The organism is Streptomyces sp. NPDC030814 (genome assembly GCF_055572155.1).
On record NZ_JBVIDX010000003.1, the window covers coordinates 704,543 to 725,583 of the forward strand.

Annotated in this window: 19 protein-coding genes; 8 read left to right on the top strand and 11 right to left on the bottom strand. The window is 71.7% G+C overall.

Features of this window, described 5'->3' with window-relative positions:
- Nucleotide 1 precedes the first annotated feature (1 nt).
- The 4 genes from ACZ43N_RS10015 to ACZ43N_RS10030 form a co-directional block, all read right to left on the bottom strand.
- Entirely contained in the window at nucleotides 2-1,798 is a 1,797-nt protein-coding gene (locus ACZ43N_RS10015; protein ID WP_468096367.1) for a glycoside hydrolase family 15 protein, read from the bottom strand.
- A gap of 85 nt (nucleotides 1,799-1,883) precedes the next feature.
- Nucleotides 1,884-2,177, bottom strand: a complete 294-nt coding sequence (locus tag ACZ43N_RS10020) for a hypothetical protein (RefSeq protein ID WP_468096368.1) — start codon at nucleotides 2,175-2,177, stop codon at nucleotides 1,884-1,886.
- On the bottom strand, nucleotides 2,174-2,827 hold the full coding sequence (locus tag ACZ43N_RS10025) for a SigE family RNA polymerase sigma factor (RefSeq protein WP_468096370.1): 654 nt from the start codon (nucleotides 2,825-2,827) through the stop codon (nucleotides 2,174-2,176). The genes ACZ43N_RS10020 and ACZ43N_RS10025 overlap by 4 nt, the downstream gene beginning before the upstream one ends.
- Complete coding sequence (locus ACZ43N_RS10030) at nucleotides 2,824-4,365, bottom strand: sodium:solute symporter family protein (protein WP_468096372.1); 1,542 nt, start codon at nucleotides 4,363-4,365, stop codon at nucleotides 2,824-2,826. The genes ACZ43N_RS10025 and ACZ43N_RS10030 overlap by 4 nt, the downstream gene beginning before the upstream one ends.
- 222 nt (nucleotides 4,366-4,587) lie before the next feature.
- On the opposite strand from ACZ43N_RS10030, the gene ACZ43N_RS10035 reads away from it, so the two are divergent.
- From ACZ43N_RS10035 to ACZ43N_RS10050, 4 genes are all read left to right on the top strand, one after another.
- Nucleotides 4,588-4,848 carry a DUF3311 domain-containing protein gene (locus ACZ43N_RS10035; RefSeq protein ID WP_468096373.1) on the top strand — a complete coding sequence of 87 codons (261 nt, stop codon included), beginning with the start codon at nucleotides 4,588-4,590 and terminating at the stop codon, nucleotides 4,846-4,848.
- Nucleotides 4,849-4,917: 69 nt separating this feature from the next.
- Nucleotides 4,918-7,071, top strand: a complete 2,154-nt coding sequence (locus tag ACZ43N_RS10040; protein ID WP_468096375.1) for a carbon starvation CstA family protein — start codon at nucleotides 4,918-4,920, stop codon at nucleotides 7,069-7,071.
- The gene (locus tag ACZ43N_RS10045) at nucleotides 7,068-7,265 is read left to right on the top strand and encodes a YbdD/YjiX family protein (protein WP_468096377.1); all 198 of its coding nucleotides are present in this window, start codon (nucleotides 7,068-7,070) and stop codon (nucleotides 7,263-7,265) included. Before ACZ43N_RS10040 ends, ACZ43N_RS10045 begins: the two co-directional genes overlap by 4 nt.
- 273 nt (nucleotides 7,266-7,538) lie before the next feature.
- Nucleotides 7,539-8,483 (top strand): hypothetical protein, encoded by a 945-nt coding sequence (locus tag ACZ43N_RS10050; RefSeq protein ID WP_468096379.1) that lies wholly within the window; start codon nucleotides 7,539-7,541, stop codon nucleotides 8,481-8,483.
- Between the two features lie 13 nt (nucleotides 8,484-8,496).
- Here the strand turns inward: ACZ43N_RS10050 and ACZ43N_RS10055 are convergent, their stop codons facing one another.
- The 3 genes from ACZ43N_RS10055 to ACZ43N_RS10065 all read right to left on the bottom strand — a co-directional run bounded on the left by ACZ43N_RS10055 (nucleotide 8,497) and on the right by ACZ43N_RS10065 (nucleotide 10,704).
- Nucleotides 8,497-9,309, bottom strand: coding sequence for an SURF1 family cytochrome oxidase biogenesis protein (locus ACZ43N_RS10055; protein ID WP_468096381.1), 813 nt, complete (start codon nucleotides 9,307-9,309; stop codon nucleotides 8,497-8,499).
- Between the two features lie 85 nt (nucleotides 9,310-9,394).
- Nucleotides 9,395-9,628 (bottom strand): hypothetical protein, encoded by a 234-nt coding sequence (locus tag ACZ43N_RS10060; protein WP_079049939.1) that lies wholly within the window; start codon nucleotides 9,626-9,628, stop codon nucleotides 9,395-9,397.
- Nucleotides 9,629-9,708: 80 nt separating this feature from the next.
- Nucleotides 9,709-10,704 (bottom strand): DEDDh family exonuclease, encoded by a 996-nt coding sequence (locus tag ACZ43N_RS10065; protein WP_468096383.1) that lies wholly within the window; start codon nucleotides 10,702-10,704, stop codon nucleotides 9,709-9,711.
- Nucleotides 10,705-10,969: 265 nt separating this feature from the next.
- On the opposite strand from ACZ43N_RS10065, the gene ACZ43N_RS10070 reads away from it, so the two are divergent.
- Together ACZ43N_RS10070 and ACZ43N_RS10075 are read left to right on the top strand one after the other, a co-directional pair.
- Complete coding sequence (locus tag ACZ43N_RS10070) at nucleotides 10,970-11,851, top strand: sterol desaturase family protein (protein WP_468096385.1); 882 nt, start codon at nucleotides 10,970-10,972, stop codon at nucleotides 11,849-11,851.
- On the top strand, nucleotides 11,848-12,555 hold the full coding sequence (locus tag ACZ43N_RS10075; protein ID WP_468096387.1) for a lysoplasmalogenase: 708 nt from the start codon (nucleotides 11,848-11,850) through the stop codon (nucleotides 12,553-12,555). The genes ACZ43N_RS10070 and ACZ43N_RS10075 overlap by 4 nt, the downstream gene beginning before the upstream one ends.
- Here ACZ43N_RS10075 and ACZ43N_RS10080 read toward each other — a convergent pair.
- From ACZ43N_RS10080 to ACZ43N_RS10095, 4 genes are all read right to left on the bottom strand, one after another.
- Nucleotides 12,524-13,579, bottom strand: a complete 1,056-nt coding sequence (locus ACZ43N_RS10080) for a CopD family protein (RefSeq protein ID WP_468096389.1) — start codon at nucleotides 13,577-13,579, stop codon at nucleotides 12,524-12,526. The genes ACZ43N_RS10075 and ACZ43N_RS10080 overlap by 32 nt on opposite strands.
- A 218-nt stretch (nucleotides 13,580-13,797) precedes the next feature.
- Nucleotides 13,798-15,279, bottom strand: a complete 1,482-nt coding sequence (locus ACZ43N_RS10085; RefSeq protein WP_468096391.1) for a CoA transferase — start codon at nucleotides 15,277-15,279, stop codon at nucleotides 13,798-13,800.
- A gap of 153 nt (nucleotides 15,280-15,432) precedes the next feature.
- Entirely contained in the window at nucleotides 15,433-16,950 is a 1,518-nt protein-coding gene (locus ACZ43N_RS10090) for a S8 family peptidase (protein WP_468096392.1), read from the bottom strand.
- 87 nt (nucleotides 16,951-17,037) lie between these two features.
- Entirely contained in the window at nucleotides 17,038-18,573 is a 1,536-nt protein-coding gene (locus ACZ43N_RS10095) for a S8 family serine peptidase (protein WP_468096393.1), read from the bottom strand.
- A gap of 386 nt (nucleotides 18,574-18,959) precedes the next feature.
- On the opposite strand from ACZ43N_RS10095, the gene ACZ43N_RS10100 reads away from it, so the two are divergent.
- Together ACZ43N_RS10100 and ACZ43N_RS10105 are read left to right on the top strand one after the other, a co-directional pair.
- Nucleotides 18,960-19,316, top strand: coding sequence for a DUF485 domain-containing protein (locus tag ACZ43N_RS10100; protein ID WP_468096394.1), 357 nt, complete (start codon nucleotides 18,960-18,962; stop codon nucleotides 19,314-19,316).
- Complete coding sequence (locus tag ACZ43N_RS10105) at nucleotides 19,313-20,938, top strand: solute symporter family protein (RefSeq protein WP_468096396.1); 1,626 nt, start codon at nucleotides 19,313-19,315, stop codon at nucleotides 20,936-20,938. Before ACZ43N_RS10100 ends, ACZ43N_RS10105 begins: the two co-directional genes overlap by 4 nt.
- The last annotated feature ends 103 nt before the right edge of the window (nucleotides 20,939-21,041 follow it).

Here is a 21,041-nt window from a genome sequence, read left to right on the forward strand (position 1 = left end):
CCTATCCTGCCTCGTCGCCGTCGAACAGGGCGAGGGCGGTGCCCACCAGACCGACGTGACTGAACGCCTGCGGGAAGTTCCCGAGCTGCCGGCCCGCGACGGGGTCGTACTCCTCGGCGAGCAGCCCCACGTCGTTGGTGAGCCCGAGCAGCCGCTCGAACAGCTCGCGGGCCTCCTTCGTACGGCCGGTCAGATGCAGGGCGTCGGCCAGCCAGAACGAACACACGATGAACGTGCCCTCGCTGCCCGGCAGCCCGTCGACGGAGGCGGTCGGGGAGGGACGGTCGGCGCTGTAGCGGCGTACGAGCCCGTCGTGGCCCAGCTCCTCGCGGATCGTGTCGACCGTGCCGACGACACGGGGGTCGTCCGGCGGCAGGAACCCCATCCGGGGGATGAGCAGGAGCGAGGCGTCGAGTTCCCGGGAGCCGTAGGACTGGGTGAACGAGTTGCGCTCGGCGTCGTAGCCGCGTGCGCACACCTCGTGGTGGATCTCCTCGCGCAGCGCCCGCCAGCCGTCGAGGTCGCCGGACAGCTCCGGGTCGTCCTCCAGGGTGCGCACGGCCCGGTCGGCGGCCGCCCAGGACATCACCTTGGAGTGCGTGAAGTGCCGGCGGGGCCCGCGCACCTCCCACAGTCCCTCGTCGGGCTCCCGCCACACGGACCGCAGGTACTCCATCAGGGTGCGCTGCATCCGCCACATCTGCGGCTTCGAGGGCAGGCCCGAGCTGCGGGACAGGGACAGGGAGTCCATGACCTCGCCGTACACATCGAGTTGCCGCTGCCGTACGGCGTCGTTGCCGATGCGGACGGGTCGGGAGTTCTCGTAGCCGGCCAGCCACGGCAGTTCGTACTCGGGCAGACGCCGTTCACCGGCCAGGCCGTACATGATCCGCAGGTCGGCCGGGTCGCCGGCGACCGCGCGCAGCAGCCAGTCACGCCAGGCCTCGGCCTCCTCCAGATAGCCGCAGGCGAGCAGTGCGCCGAGGGTGAGAGTGGAGTCGCGCAGCCAGCAGTGGCGGTAGTCCCAGTTGCGGACACCGCCGATCTCCTCGGGGAGCGAGGTGGTGGCGGCGGCGACGATCCCGCCGGTGGGCTCGTAGGTGAGGGCCTTGAGGGTGATCAGGGAGCGCACCACCTCGTCCCGGTACGGACCGTCGTACCGGCAGCGTGCCGCCCAGGCCCGCCAGTCGTGCAGGCTCGTCCGCAGGGACTCGTACGGGTCGACCAGGCGGGGGCGCGGCTCGTGCGAGGGATGCCAGGTGAGCACGAACGCCACCTTCTCGCCCTGCTCCACCGTGAACTCGGCGTAGGTGGCGCGGTCCTCGCTCCAGGTGCGCGCCTCGGGTTCGCTGCGCAGCCAGACCGCGTCCGGACCGGCGACCGCCACGCGGTGGCCGTCCGACCTGCGCATCCAGGGGACGGCGGAGCCGTAGTCGAAGCGGAGGCGGATCGTGGAACGGACGGTCACCCGGCCCGCGAGGCCCTCGACGACGCGTACGACATCGGGGGCGCGGTCGCGCTGTGGCATCAGGTCGGTCACACGGACCGCGCCGTCGGCCGTCTCCCACTCGGTGTCCAGCACCAGCGTGTCCCGCCGGTACGCGCGCCGCGCGCACATCTCGGCGCCTTTCGGGGCGATCCGCCAGTGGCCGTTCTCCTCGGTGCCCAGCAGTGCCGCGAAGCAGGCCGCCGAGTCGAAGCGGGGCAGGCACAGCCAGTCGATCGAGCCCCGGTTGCTCACCAGGGCGGCCGTCTGGTGGTCACCGATCAGCGCGTAGTCCTCTATACGGGGGTGCACGGAAGCCGGGTTCCCTGAGCCGGGGATGATCAGTCCGACGGAATGCGGCCCGCCGGGCATCCGGTGTCGTCACCCACCCGCTCCCTCAGCCCGGCCCCGTGCCCGCCGTTGTGCCGCCGACCCCCGAGAAGATCACTCCCGGGCTGGACGGCGTCTGGTTGAGGACCCAGAGGCCGATCAGGGTGGCCAGCGCGAAGACCACCATGATCAGTACCGCGAGGACGAGCCGGCGGCGGCGCTCGCGCCGGAGCCAGTCGCCGCGGGCCGTGCGGTAGGCGTCGGGGGCCGCGTGGACCCCGCCCGCGAGCGCGGCGAGGGCCTCGGCCAGCTCCCGCTCGGTGCGGTCCCGCCCGGTGTCGTTGCCGGTGGTGTCGTTCATCGCCGGGCCTCCATCGCCTGGGTCAGGGCGGCGAGGCCGCGTGCGGTGTGGGTCTTGACCGAGCCGCAGGAGATCCCCATCGCGGCCGCGATCTCGCTCTCCTTCAGGCCGAGCCAGTGGCGCAGCACGAGCGCCTCCCGCTGCCGGGCGGGCAACTGCTGGAGCGCGCCGATCAGCACCCGCTGGTCGTCGTGGAGCAGGGCGGTGCTCTCGGCGGAGGCGACCGCCTCGTCCGGCGGGGTCTCCGTGTGCTTGCGGACGACCTGGAGGTGCCGTATCCGCATCCGGGTGAGGTTGCAGACCGTGGAGCGCAGATACGCCTCCGCCGCCTCGGCGTCCTTCAGGCGCCGCCACTTGCGGTAGATCTGGTAGTACGCCTCGGCCACCACGTTCTCGGGGTCGTCGGCGCCCAGCAGTACCGCGAGCCGCAGCATCGAGGAGTAGTGCAGCTCGAAGAGACGGGCGACACCGGCTTCCCGCTCCAGGTCGGCGGGGTCGCTCATGGCGGGGGCCAGGGGCTCGCCCCGGTGCGCCGGCCGCGGCACCAGCGGTTCGACGGCCGCCGTGGGCCGTACGCCGCCGCCGGGCGGTTCGCAGGCGGGGGCTGTCGGTGGTGGCACCGGCACGCGTATGTGCTGTCTGCGTCTCACGGGTTGCTCGCTCCCGTCTCGGGGCGCCGCCTGACGGCCAGGCGGGACGGTAGGTCGGTCGCGTCGGCGCCGCGCGGGACGCCGAGCCGTTCGAGGACCGCGGTGGCGGCCACCGCCACGGTCAGGTTCACCAGGAGGGCGAGCAGACCGGCGTAGACCTCCAGCGAGCCGCCGCCCAGCAGCACGATGGAGGAGAACCCCTCCCGTACCACCAGGAACGTGCCGGTCACCATGCCCACGGCCCACCCGGCGAGCAGCGCCCGTGGATGCAGCCGCCCGGTGAACAGGCCGACCGCCACCGCCGGGAAGATCTGCAGGATCCACACCCCGCCCAGCAGCTGGAGGTTGATGGCGTCCTGGTCGCGCAGCCCGAACACGAACGCCACCGCCCCCACCTTCGCGGTCAGCGACACCGCCTTGGCGATCCGCACCTGCCGCTTCGGCGTGGCCGTCGGCTGGAAGTACTCGACGTACACATTGCGGACGAAGCCGGTGGCGGCCGCGATCGACATCACTGCCGCCGGGACCAGCGCGCCCACGGTGATCGCCCCGAACACCAGCCCGGCCAGCGGCCCCGGCATCAGCCGGTCCACCAGCATCGGGACGGCCGCCTCGGCGCCGCCTGCCGGTGCCCGCACCCCGGTCGCGAGCGCCGCGATCCCGAGGAATCCGAAGAGGGCGAGCAGCCCGGTCCAGGCCGGCAGGGCCACCGTGACCTTGCGGACGGTGCGCGGGCCGTCGGCGGCGAACCCGGCGGTCAGGACGTGCGGGTACATCAGCAGGGCGAGCGCCGAGCCGAGCGCGAGGGTGGCGTAGGCGGGCTGCTGCTCGGGAGACAGGAGCAGGGCCGGTCCGCCGAGGCGTTCCGCCGCCCCCTCGAAGACCGGGCCCGGACCGCCGAACCGCCGGAGGACCAGCCAGCACACGGCGGTCAGCGACACGAAGACGGCCACCGCCTTCAGCGCCGAGATCACGGCGGGCGCCCGCAGCCCGTGCCGGTACGTCGCCACGGCGAGCCCCGCGAACAGCGCGACCATCACGAGATCACCGGCCGCGCCCTTCGGGTAGACGCCCCCGGCCGTCAGCACCGCCCGGATGCCGAGCAGTTGCAGGGCCAGGTACGGCATCGTCGCCAGGATCCCGGTCAGCGCCACCACCAGCGCGAGCGGCGGCGAGCCGTACCGCCCGCGCACGAAGTCGCCGGCCGTCACGTACCCGTGGCGCCGGGCCACCTCCCACAGCCGGGTGAGCAGCACGAAGGCCAGTGGGCAGACGATCACCGTGTACGGCACCGCGAAGAACGCGGGGGCCCCGTTGCCGTACGCGAGGCCGGGCACGGCGGTGAACGTGTACGCGGTGAAGATCGTGCCGCCGAGCAGCAGCCAGGTCCACACCGGACCGAGGGAGCGGTCGGCCAGGGCCCAGCCCTCCAGGGACGGCAGCCGGTCGACGGGGCGCAGCCGGCGCGCGGTGACGGCAAGCAGCGACGCGCCGCCGATCACGGCGAGGAACGTCGCGGTCATGGCAGCGTCCGCCATGGTTCACCGTCCTTGGTGTGCCTGGCCCCGCACCGTCCCGGGGTGCCGCGCCGCCTTTGGCGCGCCGGGGGCCTTCACGCGGTAGTTGCGTACACCGCCGCTTTGGTTGACCGGATCCCGGAGGAAATTTCGCGGAATCTCGTGGAAATTCGCTGTCAACCGATCCGGGCGGGTGGGCAACTCTTGCACAGACCCACAGGAAGCGGGAGAGGAGCGCAGGTCATGCCACGGACCGGTCATCACCGGCTACGGCGCGTCTCGATCGCCGTACTGCTCCTCGCGCCCGCCGCGGGCCTGCTGTGGGTCCCCTGGTACGCCGGTGCCGAGCCGCGACTGGCCGGGACGCCGTTCTTCTACTGGTACCAGCTCGCCTGGGTGCCGGGATGCGGCCTCTGCCTGCTCGCGGCGTACGCGCTGACGGACCGACAGCGAGACCGACAGCGAGACCGGCACCGATACCGGCGCCGATACCGCCCTCGCTGAGCCGCACCTCCTTCTTGCCTTCCTCTCTCCGTCTTTCTTGCCGCACACCCGTTGAGGTCAGGAGCCGCCATGCCCACATCAGCCGTGCCCGAATCCGGCCGCACCGCGCCGGAGAAGTCCCGAATGTCACCGAGATCCCTCGCGATCTGGATCACCGTCGCCCTCGTCGGCGCCATCGGCTGGGCCGTGCTCGCCCTCTCCCGGGGCGAGGAGATCTCCGCCGTCTGGCTGGTCGTGGCGGCCCTCGGCTCGTACGCGATCGCCTACCGCTTCTACTCCCGGTTCATCGCCCGCCGGGTCCTCCGGGTCGACGACACCCGCGCCACCCCCGCCGAACGGCTGGAGGACGGCGTCGACTACCACCCCACCGACAAGCGGGTGCTGTTCGGCCACCACTTCGCCGCGATCGCCGGCGCGGGCCCACTGGTCGGCCCCGTCCTGGCCGCGCAGATGGGCTATCTGCCGGGCACGATCTGGATCATCGCGGGCGTCATCTTCGCCGGTGCCGTCCAGGACATGATCGTCCTCTTCCTCTCCATGCGCCGGGACGGCAAGAGCCTCGGCCAGATGGCCCGTGACGAGATCGGCAAGGTGGGCGGCGCCGCCGCGCTGATCGGCGTCTTCGCCATCATGATCATCCTGCTTGCGGTCCTCGCGATGGTCGTCGTCAACGCCCTCGCCGCGTCCCCCTGGGGCACCTTCTCGGTCACCATGACCATCCCCATCGCCCTCTTCATGGGCTTCTACCTGCGCTACCTCCGCCCCGGCCGGGTCGTCGAGACCAGCTTCATCGGTGTCGCCCTCCTCCTGCTCGCCATCCTCGGCGGCGGCTGGATCCAGGACTCCTCCCTCGCCGAGTACTTCGTCTGGAGCCCCGAGACCCTGGTCTTCTGCCTGGTCGGTTACGGCTTCGTCGCCTCGGTGCTCCCCGTGTGGATGTTGCTCGCCCCGCGCGACTACCTCTCCACCTTCATGAAGGTCGGCACCATCGCCCTGATGGCCGTCGGCGTGGTGATCGCCGCCCCGAACCTCAGGGCCGAGTCCGTCACCGAGTTCGCCCACACGGGCACCGGCCCGGTCTTCGCCGGTTCCCTCTTCCCGTTCCTCTTCATCACCATCGCCTGCGGCGCCCTCTCCGGCTTCCACGCCCTGGTCTCCTCCGGTACGACCCCGAAGCTCATCCAGAAGGAGTCCCAGGTCCGGCTCATCGGCTACGGCTCCATGCTCACGGAGTCCTTCGTCGCCGTGATGGCCCTGATCGCCGCCTGTGTGCTGGAGCCCGGCCTCTTCTACGCCATGAACTCCCCGGCCGCGCTGCTCGGCCCGACCGTCGACACCGCCGCCGAGGCGGTGAAGAACCTCGGCTTCACCATCACCCCCGAGCAGCTCACCGCGGCGGCCAAGGCCGTGGAGGAGGAGACCCTGGTCGGCCGCTCCGGCGGCGCGCCCACCCTCGCCGTCGGCATGTCGGAGATCTTCGCCGGAGTGTTCGGCGGCGCCGGGATGAAGGCCTTCTGGTACCACTTCGCGATCATGTTCGAGGCGCTGTTCATCCTCACCACGGTGGACGCCGGCACCCGCGTCGGCCGCTTCATGCTCCAGGACATGCTCGGCAACGTCTGGAAGCCGATCGGCCGGGTCACCTGGAAGCCGGGCATCTGGATCACCAGCGCCCTGGTCGTCGGCGCCTGGGGCTACTTCCTCTACGCCGGTGTCACCGACCCCCTCGGCGGCATCAAGCAGCTCTTCCCCCTCTTCGGCATAGCCAACCAGCTGCTCGCCGCGGTCGCCCTCGCCGTCACCACGACCGTCCTGATCAAGTCCGGCAAGCTCCGCTGGGCCTGGGTCACCGGTATCCCGCTGGCGTGGGACGTGGCCGTCACCTTCACCGCGGGCTGGCAGAAGATCTTCTCGGACAACCCGGCGATCGGCTTCTTCGCCCTGCGTGACAAGTACGCGGCGGCCATCGACAAGGGTGAGCTCCTGCCGGGCGCCACCACCATGGACGACATGCACACCATCGTCCTCAACAACACGGTCGACGGCGTGATCATGGCGATCTTCCTCCTCCTCGTCCTCACGGTCCTGGTCAACTGCACGGTGGTCTGTGTGCGCGCCGTACGCTCCCCGTCCGCGCTCCCGACGACGGAGGCCCCGTACGTCGAGTCCCGCATCGACCTGCCCGAACGCTCCGGCGAGGAACTGGTAGGGGCCCGCCAGTGACCGCCCCGGACGTCCGCCGCTGGGCACGGACCGTGCGCTGGTACCTCCGGGAGCTGACGGGGGAGGCGGAGTACGACCGCTACTGCGAGCGGCACCGCCTCCGGCACGCCGGGGTGCCGGTGCCGACGCGGAGGGAGTACGACGTCCTGCGGACCCGCCGCCGGGAGGAGCACCCGGAGGGCCGCTGCTGCTGACGCGTACCTGAGCGAGCTGGGGCGGGGGAGGGAAACCCCCGCCCGTCCGCACCATCGGGGGCCCGCTCGCCGGCGGGTGCGGGTGGGTGGGGGGCGCGGGGAACCGCGCGAGAAACCACGAACCACCCGTACCCGCCGGCCCACAGCGTTCCCCCGCCATGACGTGCGCGGGCGCCCGGCGACCCGTGACGCCCACCCCCTTCCCCGCCCCCAGCGGGCCGACCTTCCTCACCCCTGACGGACCCTTCTCGCCCCGACCGGAGCCGGCCCACGATGCTGAGACGCCGCCCCGCCCTGCTGATCCGCCCCGAACTGGACGACGACCCCCTGCACGCCACGCTCACCGAAATGCGGCCCGCCCAGCAGCTGCACGGCCTCGGCGCCGGCCGCACCCGGCCCGTCTGGGAACCGGTGGCAGGCCTGCTGCGCACCACGGGCCGGGACTGGGACCGCCGGGCGCACCGGATCGCCGTACTGGCCCGGCGCCTGCCCGCCGCCGTCTCGCAACGCTGGATCGCCGACCGCCCGACGGACGGCGACGCCCTCGTCCTGCGGGCCTTCGTCGAGGTGGACCGGGCACCGGCCGCCGACCACGCCGCCGTACGCCATGCCGAGCACCTGTGCCTCCGCGCCACCGAGGCGTGCCCCGAGGACCCCACCCCCTGGCTGGCCCTGCTGTCGCTGATGCACACCTGCGCCGTACCGGTCAAGGACGCGGTGCCGGTGTGGACGGAGGCGGTCAACCGGGCACCCTGGCTGCGCACGTCCTACCACCGGCTGCTGCGCTACCTCTCTCCGCGCGGCCACGGCACGGTCCCCGACATGATGGACTTCGCCTGGCAGGCCGCCGTCCGCGCCCCGCACGGCTCACCGCTCGCCCTGCTCCCCGTCTCCGCCCGTGTGGAACTCATGGCCCACCGCCAGGGGGACACACCGCTGGAGTCCCTGGGGACGGGCGGCAACTGGAACGAGCCGCGGGCGGTCCACGAGATCGACCTGGCGCTGAGGAACTGGTTCGACGCCGGGACACCGCCGCACGCGGAGGCCGTCGCCGACCTCAACATCCTGGCCTTCGCCCTGACCCGCGCCCACCGCCCCGACGAGGCCGCCCCCGTCTTCCAGCGCCTCGGCCGCCATATGACCCCCCACCCCTGGGACCTCCTCCCCGAGCCGGAACGGACGTTCCGGTACTGGCGGGACAGAGCGACGGGGCGGTGACGCGGCGGCGCCGCTACGCGGAAGAGGGCGTCGTCTCCTCCTCCGCCTCCTCTGCCTCATCCGCCTGCTCGGCGGCGGCCGCCTCGCGGTCGCGGCGCTCGCGGCGGGCGAGGATGACGTAGCCGACGGGGACGGCCGCGGCGAAGAGCCACCACTGGAGGGCGTACGCGTAGTTCAGCGCGGCGTTCTCGTCGCCGGGGCTGCCGAGGAGTTCCGGGGTGTCGCCCTTCGGCTCGGGCGCAGTCTGGGCGACGTAGCCGCCGAGCACCCGGGCGTCGAGGCGCCTGGCCTCCTGCCCGCTGTCGATGAGCATGACCTGCCGGTCCGGCAGGCCCTTGAGGTCCTTGATCCCGCTGGCCTCGGTCGTCTCGTCGGGCATCAGCCGCCCGGTGACGGTGACCTCACCGGCGGGCGGCGCGGGGATCCTCGGGAACGCGGTCTGACTCGGCCCGTCCGCGGGGATCCAGCCGCGGTTGACGAGCAGGACCTTGCCGTCGCCGAGGACGAACGGCGTCAGGACGTGGAAGCCCACCTCGTCGTCGGCGTTGGTGCGACGGCGGACGACGACCTCGTCGTCGGTGTCGAAGCGGCCCTGCGCGGTCACGGTCCGGTAGCGCTCGGCGCTGGTGACCGTGTGCCCCGGGGACGTCAGCCGCTCCACGGGCACCGGCTTCGCGGCCAGCGCGTCGGCGACGAGCTGGTTCCGCGCGGAGCGCTCCTCGTACCGATGCATCTGCCAGAAGCCCAGCCTGACCATCGTCGGGATCAGGATGAGCGCGAGCAGCGTGAGGATCACCCACTGCCGGGACAACAGGAAGCGGTACACCCCACGACCGTACAACTCGGTCGTGGGGCGCGTTCGGGCGGGTGTGTGTGCTCGTGCCGGGATCGGCCCTCGCCCGGCGGACGGGTCAGACCTTGTCGACGATCCCCACCCTCCCCTCGGCCCGCGCGCAGTGGGCGCCGCAGTACCAGTGGCCCTCGACCTCGACGCCCTGGCCGATGATCTGCACCCGGCAGTGCTCGCAGATGGGGGCCATACGGTGGATCGCGCAGGCGAAACAGTCGAAGACGTGCACCGCGCCCTGCGCGTGCACCTCGAACGTCATGCCGTAGTCGTTTCCGCAGACTTCACAACGTGCCATGCGCCACAGGGTGCGGCGCCGACGCGGCACGGGCGAGCGGACCGCGGGCGAGTCGCCCGTCAATCACCCGTACGCTCGTGTCACTCCTCGGCGGCGGGCTCCACGTCCCGCAGCAGCTGACCGAACGCCGCCTCGTCGATCACGGGCGTCCCGTACTGCCGTGCCTTGACCGTCTTGGACGTACCCGAGTCCGGGTCGTTGGTGACGAGCAGACTGGTCACCCGGGACAGACTCGTCGCCACATGCAGCCCCGCCTCCACCGCACGGTCCTCCAACAGCTCCCGGTCGACCGAGGTGTCCCCCGAGAACGCCACCCGCATGCCCTGCTTGAGAGGTTTGCCCTCTTCGTACCGGCCGGGGTTGGGGTACGGGCACGGGGGCCGCTTGCGCGAGGGCCGCCAACTGCCCGCTCCGTAACCACCGGACGGGGAGTGGCCGCCGGACGCCTGCCGTCCGATCCTCGGCGAGGCGGACCACTCGGTCAGCGGCCGGCACTCGAGCAGCGGCAGCCGCACACCCCGGCTCGCGGCGGCGTGCAGACTGGGCCTGAACGCCTCCGCCAGCACCCGCGCGTCGTCCAACGCGTGGTGGGCGCGCTGCTGTACGACGCCGAAGTGGGCCGCGAGCGACTCCAGCTTGTGGTTGGGCAGCGGCAGCCCGAGCTCCTTCGACAGCGCGATGGTGCACAGCCGCTGCCGCACCGGCGCCTGGGTCTTCGCGCGCGCGTACTCCCGCGCGAGCATCGACCAGTCGAACACCGCGTTGTGTGCGACGAGTACGCGGTCGGCGAGCCGCGAGGACAACTCCTGCGCGATATCCGGGAACAGCGGCGCCCCTTCGAGCACATCACTCGTCAGTCCGTGGATCCACACCGGCCCCGGATCCCGCTCCGGGTTCACCAGCGTGTACCAGTGGTCCTCGACCTCGCCCCGGGCGTCCAGTCTGTACACAGCGGCGGAGATTATCCGGTCGTCCCGGGCCAGCCCGGTCGTCTCCACGTCAACGACCGCGTATCCCTGCGGATACGCGGTCGGCCAGGGAGCCGGCGACGCCGCGGTCGAAAGGTCATCGAGCATGGTCCCTGAGGATACGGGCCACGACTGACAGCTTGTCACCCGATGGTGAGGCAGCACCGATGTCCGGCCGGCGGGAAGGAGTTTTGAGGTCGGGTCATCGGGTGCGCGCCGCGTTCGTGGCCGGCCGCGGTTCCGCGTGGCGGGCCGCCCCCCGACCATGCCCGCCGGATTGGTGAAGGACACCAAGAAGCAAGCGCGTACCACTGGGAATACTTGTCAGTAACAACGTCTAGCCCCAGCTCACCAGCGGTTCTACGGTGCCAACATGCCGAACCTGCCCGATGTCGTGCTGTGGTCGATGCCCGCGTTTGTGCTGCTCACCGTGATCGAGGTGATCAGTTACCGGCTCCATCCGGACGAGGATGCCGCCGGGTACGAGGCGAAGGACGCCGCGACGAGCGTCGGCATGGGGCTCGGAAGTCTCGTGTTCGACTTCCTGTGGAAGATCCCGATTGTCGCCGTCTATACGGCCATCCACGAGCTGACCCCGCTGCGCGTGCCCGTGCTGTGGTGGACGGTCCCGTTGATGCTGCTCGCTCAGGACTTCTTCTACTACTGGTCGCACCGGGGCCACCACGTCGTCCGGATCCTGTGGGCCTGCCACGTGGTGCACCACTCCAGCCGGAAGTTCAACCTGACCACCGCCTTGCGGCAGCCCTGGACCACCTGGACCGTATGGCCGTTCTACATCCCGCTCATCGCCCTCGGTGTGCACCCGGCGGCGCTCGCCTTCTGCTCGTCGGCCAACCTCGTGTACCAGTTCTGGATCCACACGGAGCGGATCGGCAAGCTGCACCCGGCCTTCGAGTTCGTGTTCAACACGCCGTCGCACCACCGGGTCCACCATGCCTCCCAGGGCGGCTACCTCGACCGCAACTTCGGCGGCATCCTCATCGTGTGGGACCGGCTGTTCGGGTCCTTCGTCGCGGAGACCGAGCGGCCGGTCTACGGGCTGACCAAGAACATCGACACCTACAACCCCCTGCGGGTCGCCACCCACGAGTACGCCGCCATCGCCAAGGACCTGAGGGCGGCGCGGAGCTGGAGCGAGCGGGCCGGGCGGGTCTTCAGGGGGCCCGGCTGGGGGCCGGCGGCACGGCGCGCGGCCGTCGAGGAGCAGCCGGCGGTCAAGGAGACCGTCGCGTGAGACGCGACAGCGGACAGATCGCCCTCGGCTGCTTCGGCATCGCCGCCGCCGTCGACCTGGGCTCCCTCGCTGTCGGGTTCACCCCCGGGCACCTGGTCGCCAAGCCGCTGCTGATGCCGCTGCTCGCCGCGTACGTCCACGCGCGCGGCGGACCCCGGCCACTGATCGCCGCCCTCCTCTTCGGGTGGGGCGGCGACGTCCTCCTCCTCTCCGACGCCGACCCCGCGTTCCTCGCCGGGATGGGCTCCTTCGCCGCGGGCCACGTCTGCTACCTCGTCCTGTTCGGGAAGCGGGCGCGGCAGGTGAGCGCCCCGAGCGATGCGGTGGGGAGGGGGACACGCGCGCGTGCCTGCGTGTTGCCCGCCGTGTACGCCGTCGCCCTGGTCGTCGCCGTCGCGAGCCTGTGGCCCGGTCTGCCGGCGGAGCTGCGCGTGCCGGTCGCCTGCTACAGCGCGCTGCTGACGGCGATGGCGTGCTCCGCGGCCCGGCTTGGGGTCGTCGCCGGCGTCGGCGGCGCGCTGTTCGTGCTGTCGGACATGCTCATCGCGACCGGGGTGGCCGAGTGGCCGCGGCTCCCGCGCCCCGACCTGTGGATCATGTTCATGTACCTCGCCGCCCAGTACCTCCTGGCGCGGGGAGTCCTCAGGACGCTGGGCTCCCCGCAGCCGGCGCTCACCAGCGGATCGGTGCCGGCAGCGCGGTGAGCAGGGCCGACACCGCCACGACCACGCCCAGGACCATCAGTTCGGCGCGTGCGGGAGCGCAGGCGTCGAGCGGGTCGGTCAGGCGGCGCAGCCGTATCCGGGCCCGGAGAGCGAGGGCGGCGACGGCGGCCACGAGGAGCGTCTTGGTGAGCAGGGCGCGCCCGTACGCCGTCTCCGTCAGCTGGTCGAGGACCGTCCCCGGCGGCATCCGGCGGAGCGTGCTCCCCACCCCGGTGGCGGTGACCAGGGCCAGCAGGACGGCGGCCACGCGCGCGTAGAGGCCCAACAGCGCGGCCCCCGTTTCCGCCGTCGCGCGCCACGCCCGCGTGGCCAGCGTGCGCAGGACGGACAGCAGTCCGCCCGCCCACAGTGCGGCGCACGCCAGGTGAACGAAGGTCAGGACCGTGCCGACGAGCGGGCTGTGCTCGGTGGTGGGGTGTGCCCGCAGGGCCTCCGCGACGACGAGCGCCGTCAGCGGCACCAGCTGGGTGAGGGGGCGGCGGGACCGGGCGCACAGGGCCGCGGCCGCACACGCGTTGACCTCCAGCAGGGCGAGCCGGCCGTCCCTCGTCTCGTGGAGGCCGCCGACGTCCATGTCGGCGGGGGAGTCCGGCACGAGGTTGCCGGTCGCCACCACCGAGGCCAGCCCCAGCGCGGCCACGCAGCCGACGGCACCCGCCCCGGCCGCCCAACCGCGTGGCGTCTCCCGGGGAGCGCCGGGCACATGCCGGGCCAGCCACACGACGAACAACTCGCCCGCCGGTACGCACAGCGCGGCCAGCAGCACGGTCCTGAGCAGGGCGATCCCCCCTGCCCCGGGAGCCGCGGCCTCACCCGTGCCGTCCAGCGCGGCACGCGGCCCGAACAGCGGGATCAGCGCACCCACGGCCACCAGCAGGAGCAGCCCGACCGCCCGGCCGACGCCCGTCGGCAACCGCCGCACGCGTCCTTGCCCGTGTCCCTCACGTTTTCCGACGGGCCGCCTGCCGTCCCCCTGGCTTCGGGCCCCGCTCTCCTCTGTCATCCGTCTCGTCAGGCTCACCCCGAGAAGTCCCCCAGTCGCGTCAGAACCGGGCAAGTGCCGGAAAGCAGCCGTCAGTTCGACATTCCACCCGTACGTACGACTCCGCGCGGCCCACTTCCCAGGGCGGCGCACGCGCCAAGAAGCGCGGGGGCGGCGCACGCCTCAGACGCGCGCCGCCCTCTCGCGCCCGGACACCGCAGCCCTCCGCCCCGGGAACCTCATCTCCACCCCGCCTCGTCCGCCGCCCAAGGTCCCGGCGGCCGAGCCCAGTCACCAGGACCACCCTCGAAGGACACCGGCGGCAGCGCGTACCGCAGCCGTCCGACGCGGCTGTCCCGTTCGGCGAGCCACGCCTCCGCCCCGCCGAACTCCTCACCCCCGCCGCCAGCGGCGCGATGCGTCTCCCCACCCCGTGCGGCGCCCTCCAGGAGCCACGCCGCCGTGCGCGCCAACGACAGCCGTACGACCCGTCCGTGACCGTCCGCCGACCGCTCGGACAGCGACCGCAGCACGGCCGCCGCCAGCAGGTACCCCGTTCCGTGGTCGAGGGCCTGCGCGGGCAGCGCGCCCGGCCGCTCCGGCGAACCCTCGACCGCCGCGATCCCGGTCGCCACCTGGACGAGGCTGTCGAAGCCCCGCCGCCCGGCCCACGGCCCGTACGAGCCCCACGCCGAGAGCTGCGCCACGACGAGGCCGGGCCGCCGGGCGATCAGCGCTTCCGGGGACAGATCGAACGGGTCCAGGGCACCCGGCCGGTACCCGGTGACGACGGCGTCCGCGGCGGCCAGCAGGTCCTCGAAGACACGCCGGTCGGCGGCGCGGGCCAGGTCCAGTGCCGTCGACCGTTTCCCGAAGCCGGTGTCGATGTGCTGGTCGGGGAGTTCGGGCATCCCCGGCGGGTCGACGCGCAGCACGTCCGCGCCCAGCAGGGCGAGTGTCCGGGTGGCGACCGGGCCCGCGATGACACGGGTCAGGTCGAGGACCCGGACTCCGGCGGCAGGCAACAGGGCAGTGCCACCCGGCCGGGCCGAAGCAGAAGCCGAGGACGCGGACGGTGCCGAAGGCGCCGAGGCCCAGGAGGGCGGCACACGCGCGTGCGCGACGTCCGCCCGGTGGCGCTCGACCAATGGCCGGGCCGCCACCGCCGCGGCCTGCTCGTGCGCCGCCCATTCCTCCGCCGTCCGCAGCGCGACCGCGAGGCCCCCGGCCGCGTACACCGCCTCCTCGACCTCCAGCGACGACCGTGCGGCGAGCGCCGCCCCGACGGCACTCACATCACCCTCGGGCAGCCCCAGTGCCGACAGCAACCGCTCCCGGTGGTGGGGGTAGTTGGCGTGTGTCCGCACCCAGCCGTCCGCCGTCCGCCACAAGCGCGACAGCGGCGCGAAGGCGACCGGCGCCCGCCCGTCGATCAGCAGATGCCGCTCGCTGACGAAGGCCGTGGCCACCGCCCCGTCGTCCACCCGTACGCGCGGCACCTCCCCGAGCCCGGTCCGCCGCGCGCCCAGCTCGGCGGCCGCCAGCGCGCACACGCCCACGCAGGCGCGTGCCAGCTCCCGTACCGGAAGCCGAGCCGGCATCGCCCCGTCCCGTGCGACCGTCGAGACCCGTGGCAGCAGGCCGGGATCGCCGCCCAGCGCCGCCCACGCCGAGGCAAGGCTCACGACCGTGCCCGCACCCGCACCTGTGTCCCCGCTCATGTCCGCACCCCTGTCCGCACCCCTGTCTGCGCCCGTGTCCGTCATGAGACCACTGTGCGGTGTGGACGCGATCAACACCGGCGCCGGGGCAGCGCAAAGGGGCCGGGCGGTACCCGACCGCCCGGCCCTGACGCACTCTTCGGGGGAGGACCTCTACTTGGTGACCGCGTCCAGTGCGTCCGCCGTGCCGAAGCCGTAGAAGCCGTTGTAGTTCTTCGGCCCCTCGCACACCGCGTCGACCTTGCCGTCACCGTCGATGTCGTACGGGTCCGTGCACGGCGTGGCGTCCGCCTGCGCGTACAGCAGGGCCTTCACGAGCGGTGCCGGCGCGTACGGGTGGGTCGACTTGATGAGGGCCGCGACACCCGCGACGTGCGGGGACGCCATCGACGTGCCCGCCATGTACCCCCACTTGCCGCCGGGCAGCGGGCCCAGGACGAGGCCGCTGGTGGCGGGCGGGGCCGGGGTCTGCAGGCGGGTCGAGTCGCCGCCGGGTGCGGCGATGTCGATGACGCCCAGACCGTGGTTGGAGAACGACGACTTGATGCCCTTCGCGCCGGTCGCGGCGACCGTGACGACACCGGGCAGCTGGGTCGGGATGTCCAGGCACTCGGACGGGTCGATCACCCGGTCCGACGGCGTCGAGTCGTTCGGGGACACCGGGTCGGTGATCTCGTCGGCCGCGAGGTCGTAGTTCTCGTTGCCGGCCGCCGCGACGTTGACCGTGCCCTTCTTCTCCGCGTACCGCGACGCCCGGGTGATGGCCTCGACGAGCGCCTTCTGGTCCGGGTCGTCCTTGCAGTTGAAGTACCAGGGGTCGGTGTAATAGCTGTTGTTGGTGACGTCCACGCCGTGCTCGGCGGCCCACATGAAGCCGCAGACCACGGCCTCCGTGTAGAAGAAGCCGGCCGTGGTGGACACCTTGATGCCGGACACCTTCACGCCCGGTGCCACACCCGTGACCCCGACGCCGTTCCTGGCGGCGGCGATCTCACCGGCCACGTGCGTGCCGTGCGGGCTCTCCGTGGGTCCCGGCCGCCAGGCACCGTCGGCCGTGTCGGGTTTGCCCGTGACACAGTTGACCGACGCCTTCCGGTCGAAGTTCGGCGCGATGTCCGGGTGGGTGTCGTCGACGCCGGTGTCGATGACGGCGACCGTGACGTCGGGGCTGCCCAGGGACACCTCGTGGGCCTTGTCCGCCTTGATGGCCGGCAGGTCCCACTGCAACGGTTCCAGCGGGTCCTGACCGTCGGCGGCCTCGGCGGCCGCGGCCTCCTGGGCGGTCAGCACCCTGGGGGTGCCGACATCGGTGGTCGACTGAGCGGGCAGCGGCGCGGTGCGCGTGGCACCCGCCGACTCCACCCCGCGGACCTTGCGGATCGTGCCGGCGAAGTCGGCGTTCGCGGAGTGGACGACGATGACGCCGATCTTGTCGTACGACGTCACGATCGTGCCGCCCGCCTCGGTGATGGCCTTCTTCACCTGGGCGGACGGACCGTGGCCGGGGCGGACGTTGACCACATAACTGAGCTGCGTCGCGTCGGCCGCGGCCCGGGCGGTCACCTCTGCCGCCGAGGCCGTGGCGTTCGGTACGACCACGAGCGCCGTCGCCAGGGCCATACCCGCGGGGATCGCCGCCATACGACGGGAGCGCTTACGAGGCGCTGTCATGCTGTCTCCAGTTCGTTCGCGTGATGAGCGGTACGAGCTGTGCGGGAACCCGATCCCGCCGGGGTGTCGGTCCGCCCCGGCGGCCGGTTACTTGACGGCCTTCAGGGCGTTGACGATGCCGAACCCGTAGAAGCCGTTCACACGGGGGCCACCCTCGCAAACGGCGTCCGGGGTGCCGTCGCCGTTCTGGTCGTACGTCTGCGGGCAGGCCTGCTTGTCGGCCTGGGCCTTCAGCAGCCACTGCAGCTGCTCCGGGGACGCCCACGGGTGCGTCGACTTCAGCAGCGCGGCCACGGCGGAGGCGTGCGGCGCCGCCATCGACGTGCCCTGGAGGAAGCCGTACTTGCCCTCCGGCATCGTGGACAGGATGCGGCCGTCCTTCGACGGGGTGTCAGGCAGCTGGTAACGACGGTCGCCGCCCGGCGCGGCGATGTCGACCACGCCGTTGCCGTACGTGGAGTAGTACGACTTCTCGTTCTTCACACCCGTCGCGCTCACCGTGACGACACCCGGCAGCTGGGTCGGCACGTCGAAGCACTCGCTCGGGTCGATGGTGCGCTCGACCGGAGTGGTGTCGTTGGGGCTGGAGGCGTCCGCGATCGCGTCGGAGGCGAGGTCGTGGTTGGAGTTGCCCGCCGAGGCCAGGTGCAGGGTGCCCTTCCTCGTGGCGTACTTCTGCGCCCGGTTGACGGCGTCGACGATGGCCTTCTGGTCCGGGTCGTCCACGCAGTTGTACAGCCAGGGGTCGACGTAGTAGCTGTTGTTCGTGATCTCCACGCCGTGGTCGGCGGCGAACACGAACGCGCAGACGACGCTCTCCGCGTAGAACAGCCCGCTCTTCCTGTCGGTCACATTGATGCTGGAGACCTTCACACCGGGGGCCACACCGGCGACGCCCACGCCGTTGCGGGCCGCAGCGATCTCACCGGCCACATGCGTGCCGTGGTAGTCGGCCGCGGTGTACGGCCGCCAGGCACCCTCGGTGGTGTCCGCGACACCGCCGTCGCAGTTGGCCGACTGGGACTTGGAGAAGTTCGGGGCGAGGTCCGGGTGGGTGTCGTCGACGCCGGTGTCGATGACGGCGACCGTGACCTTCGTGCTGCCGTCGTTGATCTTCGCGGCCTTGTCGGCGCCGATCGAGCGCAGGTCCCACTGGTCCGCCTCGAGGGGCTCGGCGTCGGGGATGTCCGCCGAGGCGGCCTTCACCTTCGCGGCCTCCGCGTCCGTCAGGTAGTCGACGGCGCCCTCGTCCGTCGTACCGGCGGGGGCCAGCGGCGAGGTGCGGGTGGCACCGGCGGACTGCACACCGCGCACCGCACGGATCGTCGCGCCGAACTCCGGGTTGGCCGAGTGGACCACGATCACACCGATCCGGTCGTACGTCACGACGACCTTGCCGCCCGCCGCGGCGATCGCCTTCTGCACCTCGGCCATGGTGCGCTTGTCGGTCCTGGTGTTCACGACGTACGAGAGGTTCGGGCCCTCCGCGGTCGCGTTAGCGGTGGCGGCTGCGGCGAGCGGCGCCGCCGAGGCGACACCCGGCAGGAAGCCGAGTGAGGCGGTCAGCGAGAGCGCGACCGGTACCGCGAGTGCGAACCGCCGGCTGGAGCGCAGATGAGCCATGGGGTCTCCACATCATCCTCAAAGAAACCGGCCCAGGGCACACGGCTGCCTGGGCAGGTACATGACTTGGTGGTGCGCCCCGAAGCTATCCCCCGCCGTCCCTGGCCAGCAATGACTTGGCGGGCCGGGGAACGAAGTAGAGGGGTATCCCTTATCGACAGGCCTGTGTCGATCCGTCGCCGAATCGATTTTCGAAACAGCGGCAGATGGTTGAACCGGTCCTCCCGTGCCGCCGTGACGTTGAGCAGGGAGCCCGAGCACGATCGTGCGCCCATCACGCTAGGAACAGAGCCGACCAGATGTCCGTAAACGACCCGTCCCCCGATCCGACGGCGAAATCGTCCCCATCCACCGTCGCGAACGCGGCGGATAAGCGAGGAGACTCCGTGGCAACCGACGCACCGCCCCCAGCGAAGGCAGAGCACCATCTCCCCTCGGCCGAGGAGTTCGCCGCAGTCCAGCAAAGCGCCGAGTTCGGTGAACTGCGCCGCTCCCACCGGTCGTTCGCCTTCCCGCTGACCGTCGCCTTCATCGCCTGGTACCTGCTGTACGTCCTGCTCTCCAACTACGCCGGCGACTTCATGGGGACCAAGCTCCTCGGCAACATCAACATCGCCTTCGTCCTCGGCGTCGCCCAGTTCGTCACCACGTTCCTCATCGCCTGGTGGTACTCGCGGCACGCCGCCGCGAAGCTCGACCCCAAGGCCGAGGCGATCAAGTCCCGGATGGAGGGCGGCGCATGAGCCCCGTTCAGCAGACAGTCCTCGCGGCCAACGAGGCCAGCGAGCACCGGCCGCTCATCATCACCCTGTTCGCGTTGTTCGTCCTCGCGACGCTCGCCATCACCGTGTGGGCCGGCCGCCAGACCAAGGACGCCGCCGACTTCTACGCGGGCGGCCGCCAGTTCAGCGCCTTCCAGAACGGCCTCGCCGTCTCCGGCGACTACATGTCGGCCGCGTCGTTCCTCGGCATCGCGGGCGCGATCGCCCTCTTCGGCTACGACGGCTTCCTCTACTCCATCGGCTTCCTCGTCGCCTGGCTGGTCGCCCTGCTCCTGGTCGCCGAGCCGCTGCGGAACTCCGGCCGCTACACCATGGGCGACGTGCTCGCGTACCGCATGCGCCAGCGCCCGGTCCGCACCGCCGCGGGTACCTCCACGATCGTCGTGTCGATCTTCTACCTGCTGGCCCAGATGGCGGGCGCGGGCGTCCTCGTCTCCCTGCTCCTCGGCATCACCTCCGACGCCGGCAAGATCCTGATCGTCGCCCTCGTCGGCGTCCTGATGATCGTCTACGTCTCCATCGGCGGTATGAAGGGCACCACCTGGGTCCAGATGGTGAAGGCCGTGCTGCTGATCGGCGGCACGCTCCTCATTACGTTCCTGGTGCTGCTGAAGTTCAACTTCAACATCTCCGATCTGCTCGGCACCGCCGCCGAGAACAGCGGCAAGGGCGCCGCCTTCCTGGAGCCCGGCCTCCAGTACGGCGCGACCGGCACCTCGAAGCTGGACTTCATCTCCCTCGGCATCGCCCTGGTCCTCGGCACCGCCGGTCTGCCGCACATCCTGATCCGCTTCTACACGGTGCCCAACGCCAAGGCCGCCCGTAAGTCCGTCAACTGGGCCATCGGCATCATCGGCGGCTTCTACCTGATGACCATCGCCCTCGGTTTCGGCGCCGCGGCGCTGATCTCGCAGGAGGAGATCATCGCCTCCAACCCGTCCGGCAACACGGCGGCACCGCTGCTCGCCCTGCACCTGGGCGGCGTCGACTCGGCGTGGGGCGCGATCCTGCTCGCGACGATCTCGGCGGTGGCCTTCGCGACCATCCTCGCCGTGGTCGCCGGCCTCACCCTCGCCTCGTCGTCGTCCTTCGCGCACGACATCTACGCCAACGTCATCCGCAAGGGGAAGGCGTCCGGCGCCGAGGAGGTCCGCGCGGCCCGCTGGGCAACCGTCTTCATCGGCATCGTCTCCATCGGCCTCGGCGCCCTCGCCCGCGACCTCAACGTGGCCGGCCTGGTCGCCCTCGCCTTCGCGGTCGCGGCCTCCGCCAACCTGCCGACCATCCTCTACAGCCTGTTCTGGAAGAAGTTCACCACCCAGGGCGCGCTGTGGTCGATCTACGGCGGTCTGATCGTCGCCGTCGGCCTGGTGTTGTTCTCGCCCGTCGTCTCCGGCGACCCGAAGGCGATGTTCCCGGACGTCGACTTCCACTGGTTCCCGCTGAAGAACCCGGGCATCATCTCCATCCCGTTCGGCTTCCTCATGGGCTTCCTCGGCACCGTGCTGTCCAAGGAGAAGCCGGACGAGGCCAAGTACGCCGAGCTGGAGGTCCGGTCCCTCACGGGCACCGGCGCGCACTAGCTCCGCCGGGAGCCGCCGCACGGCGCGTGCCGCGGCCGCGTCGCGAAGGGGTCGTCGTAGGATCTACGGCGGCCCCTCGCCGTGTCTCGTGCGATCGGGCCTG

What these genes read in the sequence shown, in the direction of transcription:
- ACZ43N_RS10080 (WP_468096389.1), bottom strand. Translation starts at nt 13,579, where the DNA reads ATGACAGAGGAGAGCGGGGCCCGAAGCCAGGGGGACGGCAGGCGGCCC.
- ACZ43N_RS10040 (WP_468096375.1), top strand. Translation starts at nt 4,918, where the DNA reads ATGCCCACATCAGCCGTGCCCGAATCCGGCCGCACCGCGCCGGAGAAG.
- ACZ43N_RS10090 (WP_468096392.1), bottom strand. Translation starts at nt 16,950, where the DNA reads ATGACAGCGCCTCGTAAGCGCTCCCGTCGTATGGCGGCGATCCCCGCG.
- ACZ43N_RS10030 (WP_468096372.1), bottom strand. Translation starts at nt 4,365, where the DNA reads ATGGCGGACGCTGCCATGACCGCGACGTTCCTCGCCGTGATCGGCGGC.
- ACZ43N_RS10070 (WP_468096385.1), top strand. Translation starts at nt 10,970, where the DNA reads ATGCCGAACCTGCCCGATGTCGTGCTGTGGTCGATGCCCGCGTTTGTG.
- ACZ43N_RS10050 (WP_468096379.1), top strand. Translation starts at nt 7,539, where the DNA reads ATGCTGAGACGCCGCCCCGCCCTGCTGATCCGCCCCGAACTGGACGAC.
- ACZ43N_RS10035 (WP_468096373.1), top strand. Translation starts at nt 4,588, where the DNA reads ATGCCACGGACCGGTCATCACCGGCTACGGCGCGTCTCGATCGCCGTA.
- ACZ43N_RS10065 (WP_468096383.1), bottom strand. Translation starts at nt 10,704, where the DNA reads ATGCTCGATGACCTTTCGACCGCGGCGTCGCCGGCTCCCTGGCCGACC.
- ACZ43N_RS10105 (WP_468096396.1), top strand. Translation starts at nt 19,313, where the DNA reads ATGAGCCCCGTTCAGCAGACAGTCCTCGCGGCCAACGAGGCCAGCGAG.
- ACZ43N_RS10060 (WP_079049939.1), bottom strand. Translation starts at nt 9,628, where the DNA reads ATGGCACGTTGTGAAGTCTGCGGAAACGACTACGGCATGACGTTCGAG.
- ACZ43N_RS10085 (WP_468096391.1), bottom strand. Translation starts at nt 15,279, where the DNA reads ATGAGCGGGGACACAGGTGCGGGTGCGGGCACGGTCGTGAGCCTTGCC.
- ACZ43N_RS10020 (WP_468096368.1), bottom strand. Translation starts at nt 2,177, where the DNA reads ATGAACGACACCACCGGCAACGACACCGGGCGGGACCGCACCGAGCGG.
- ACZ43N_RS10095 (WP_468096393.1), bottom strand. Translation starts at nt 18,573, where the DNA reads ATGGCTCATCTGCGCTCCAGCCGGCGGTTCGCACTCGCGGTACCGGTC.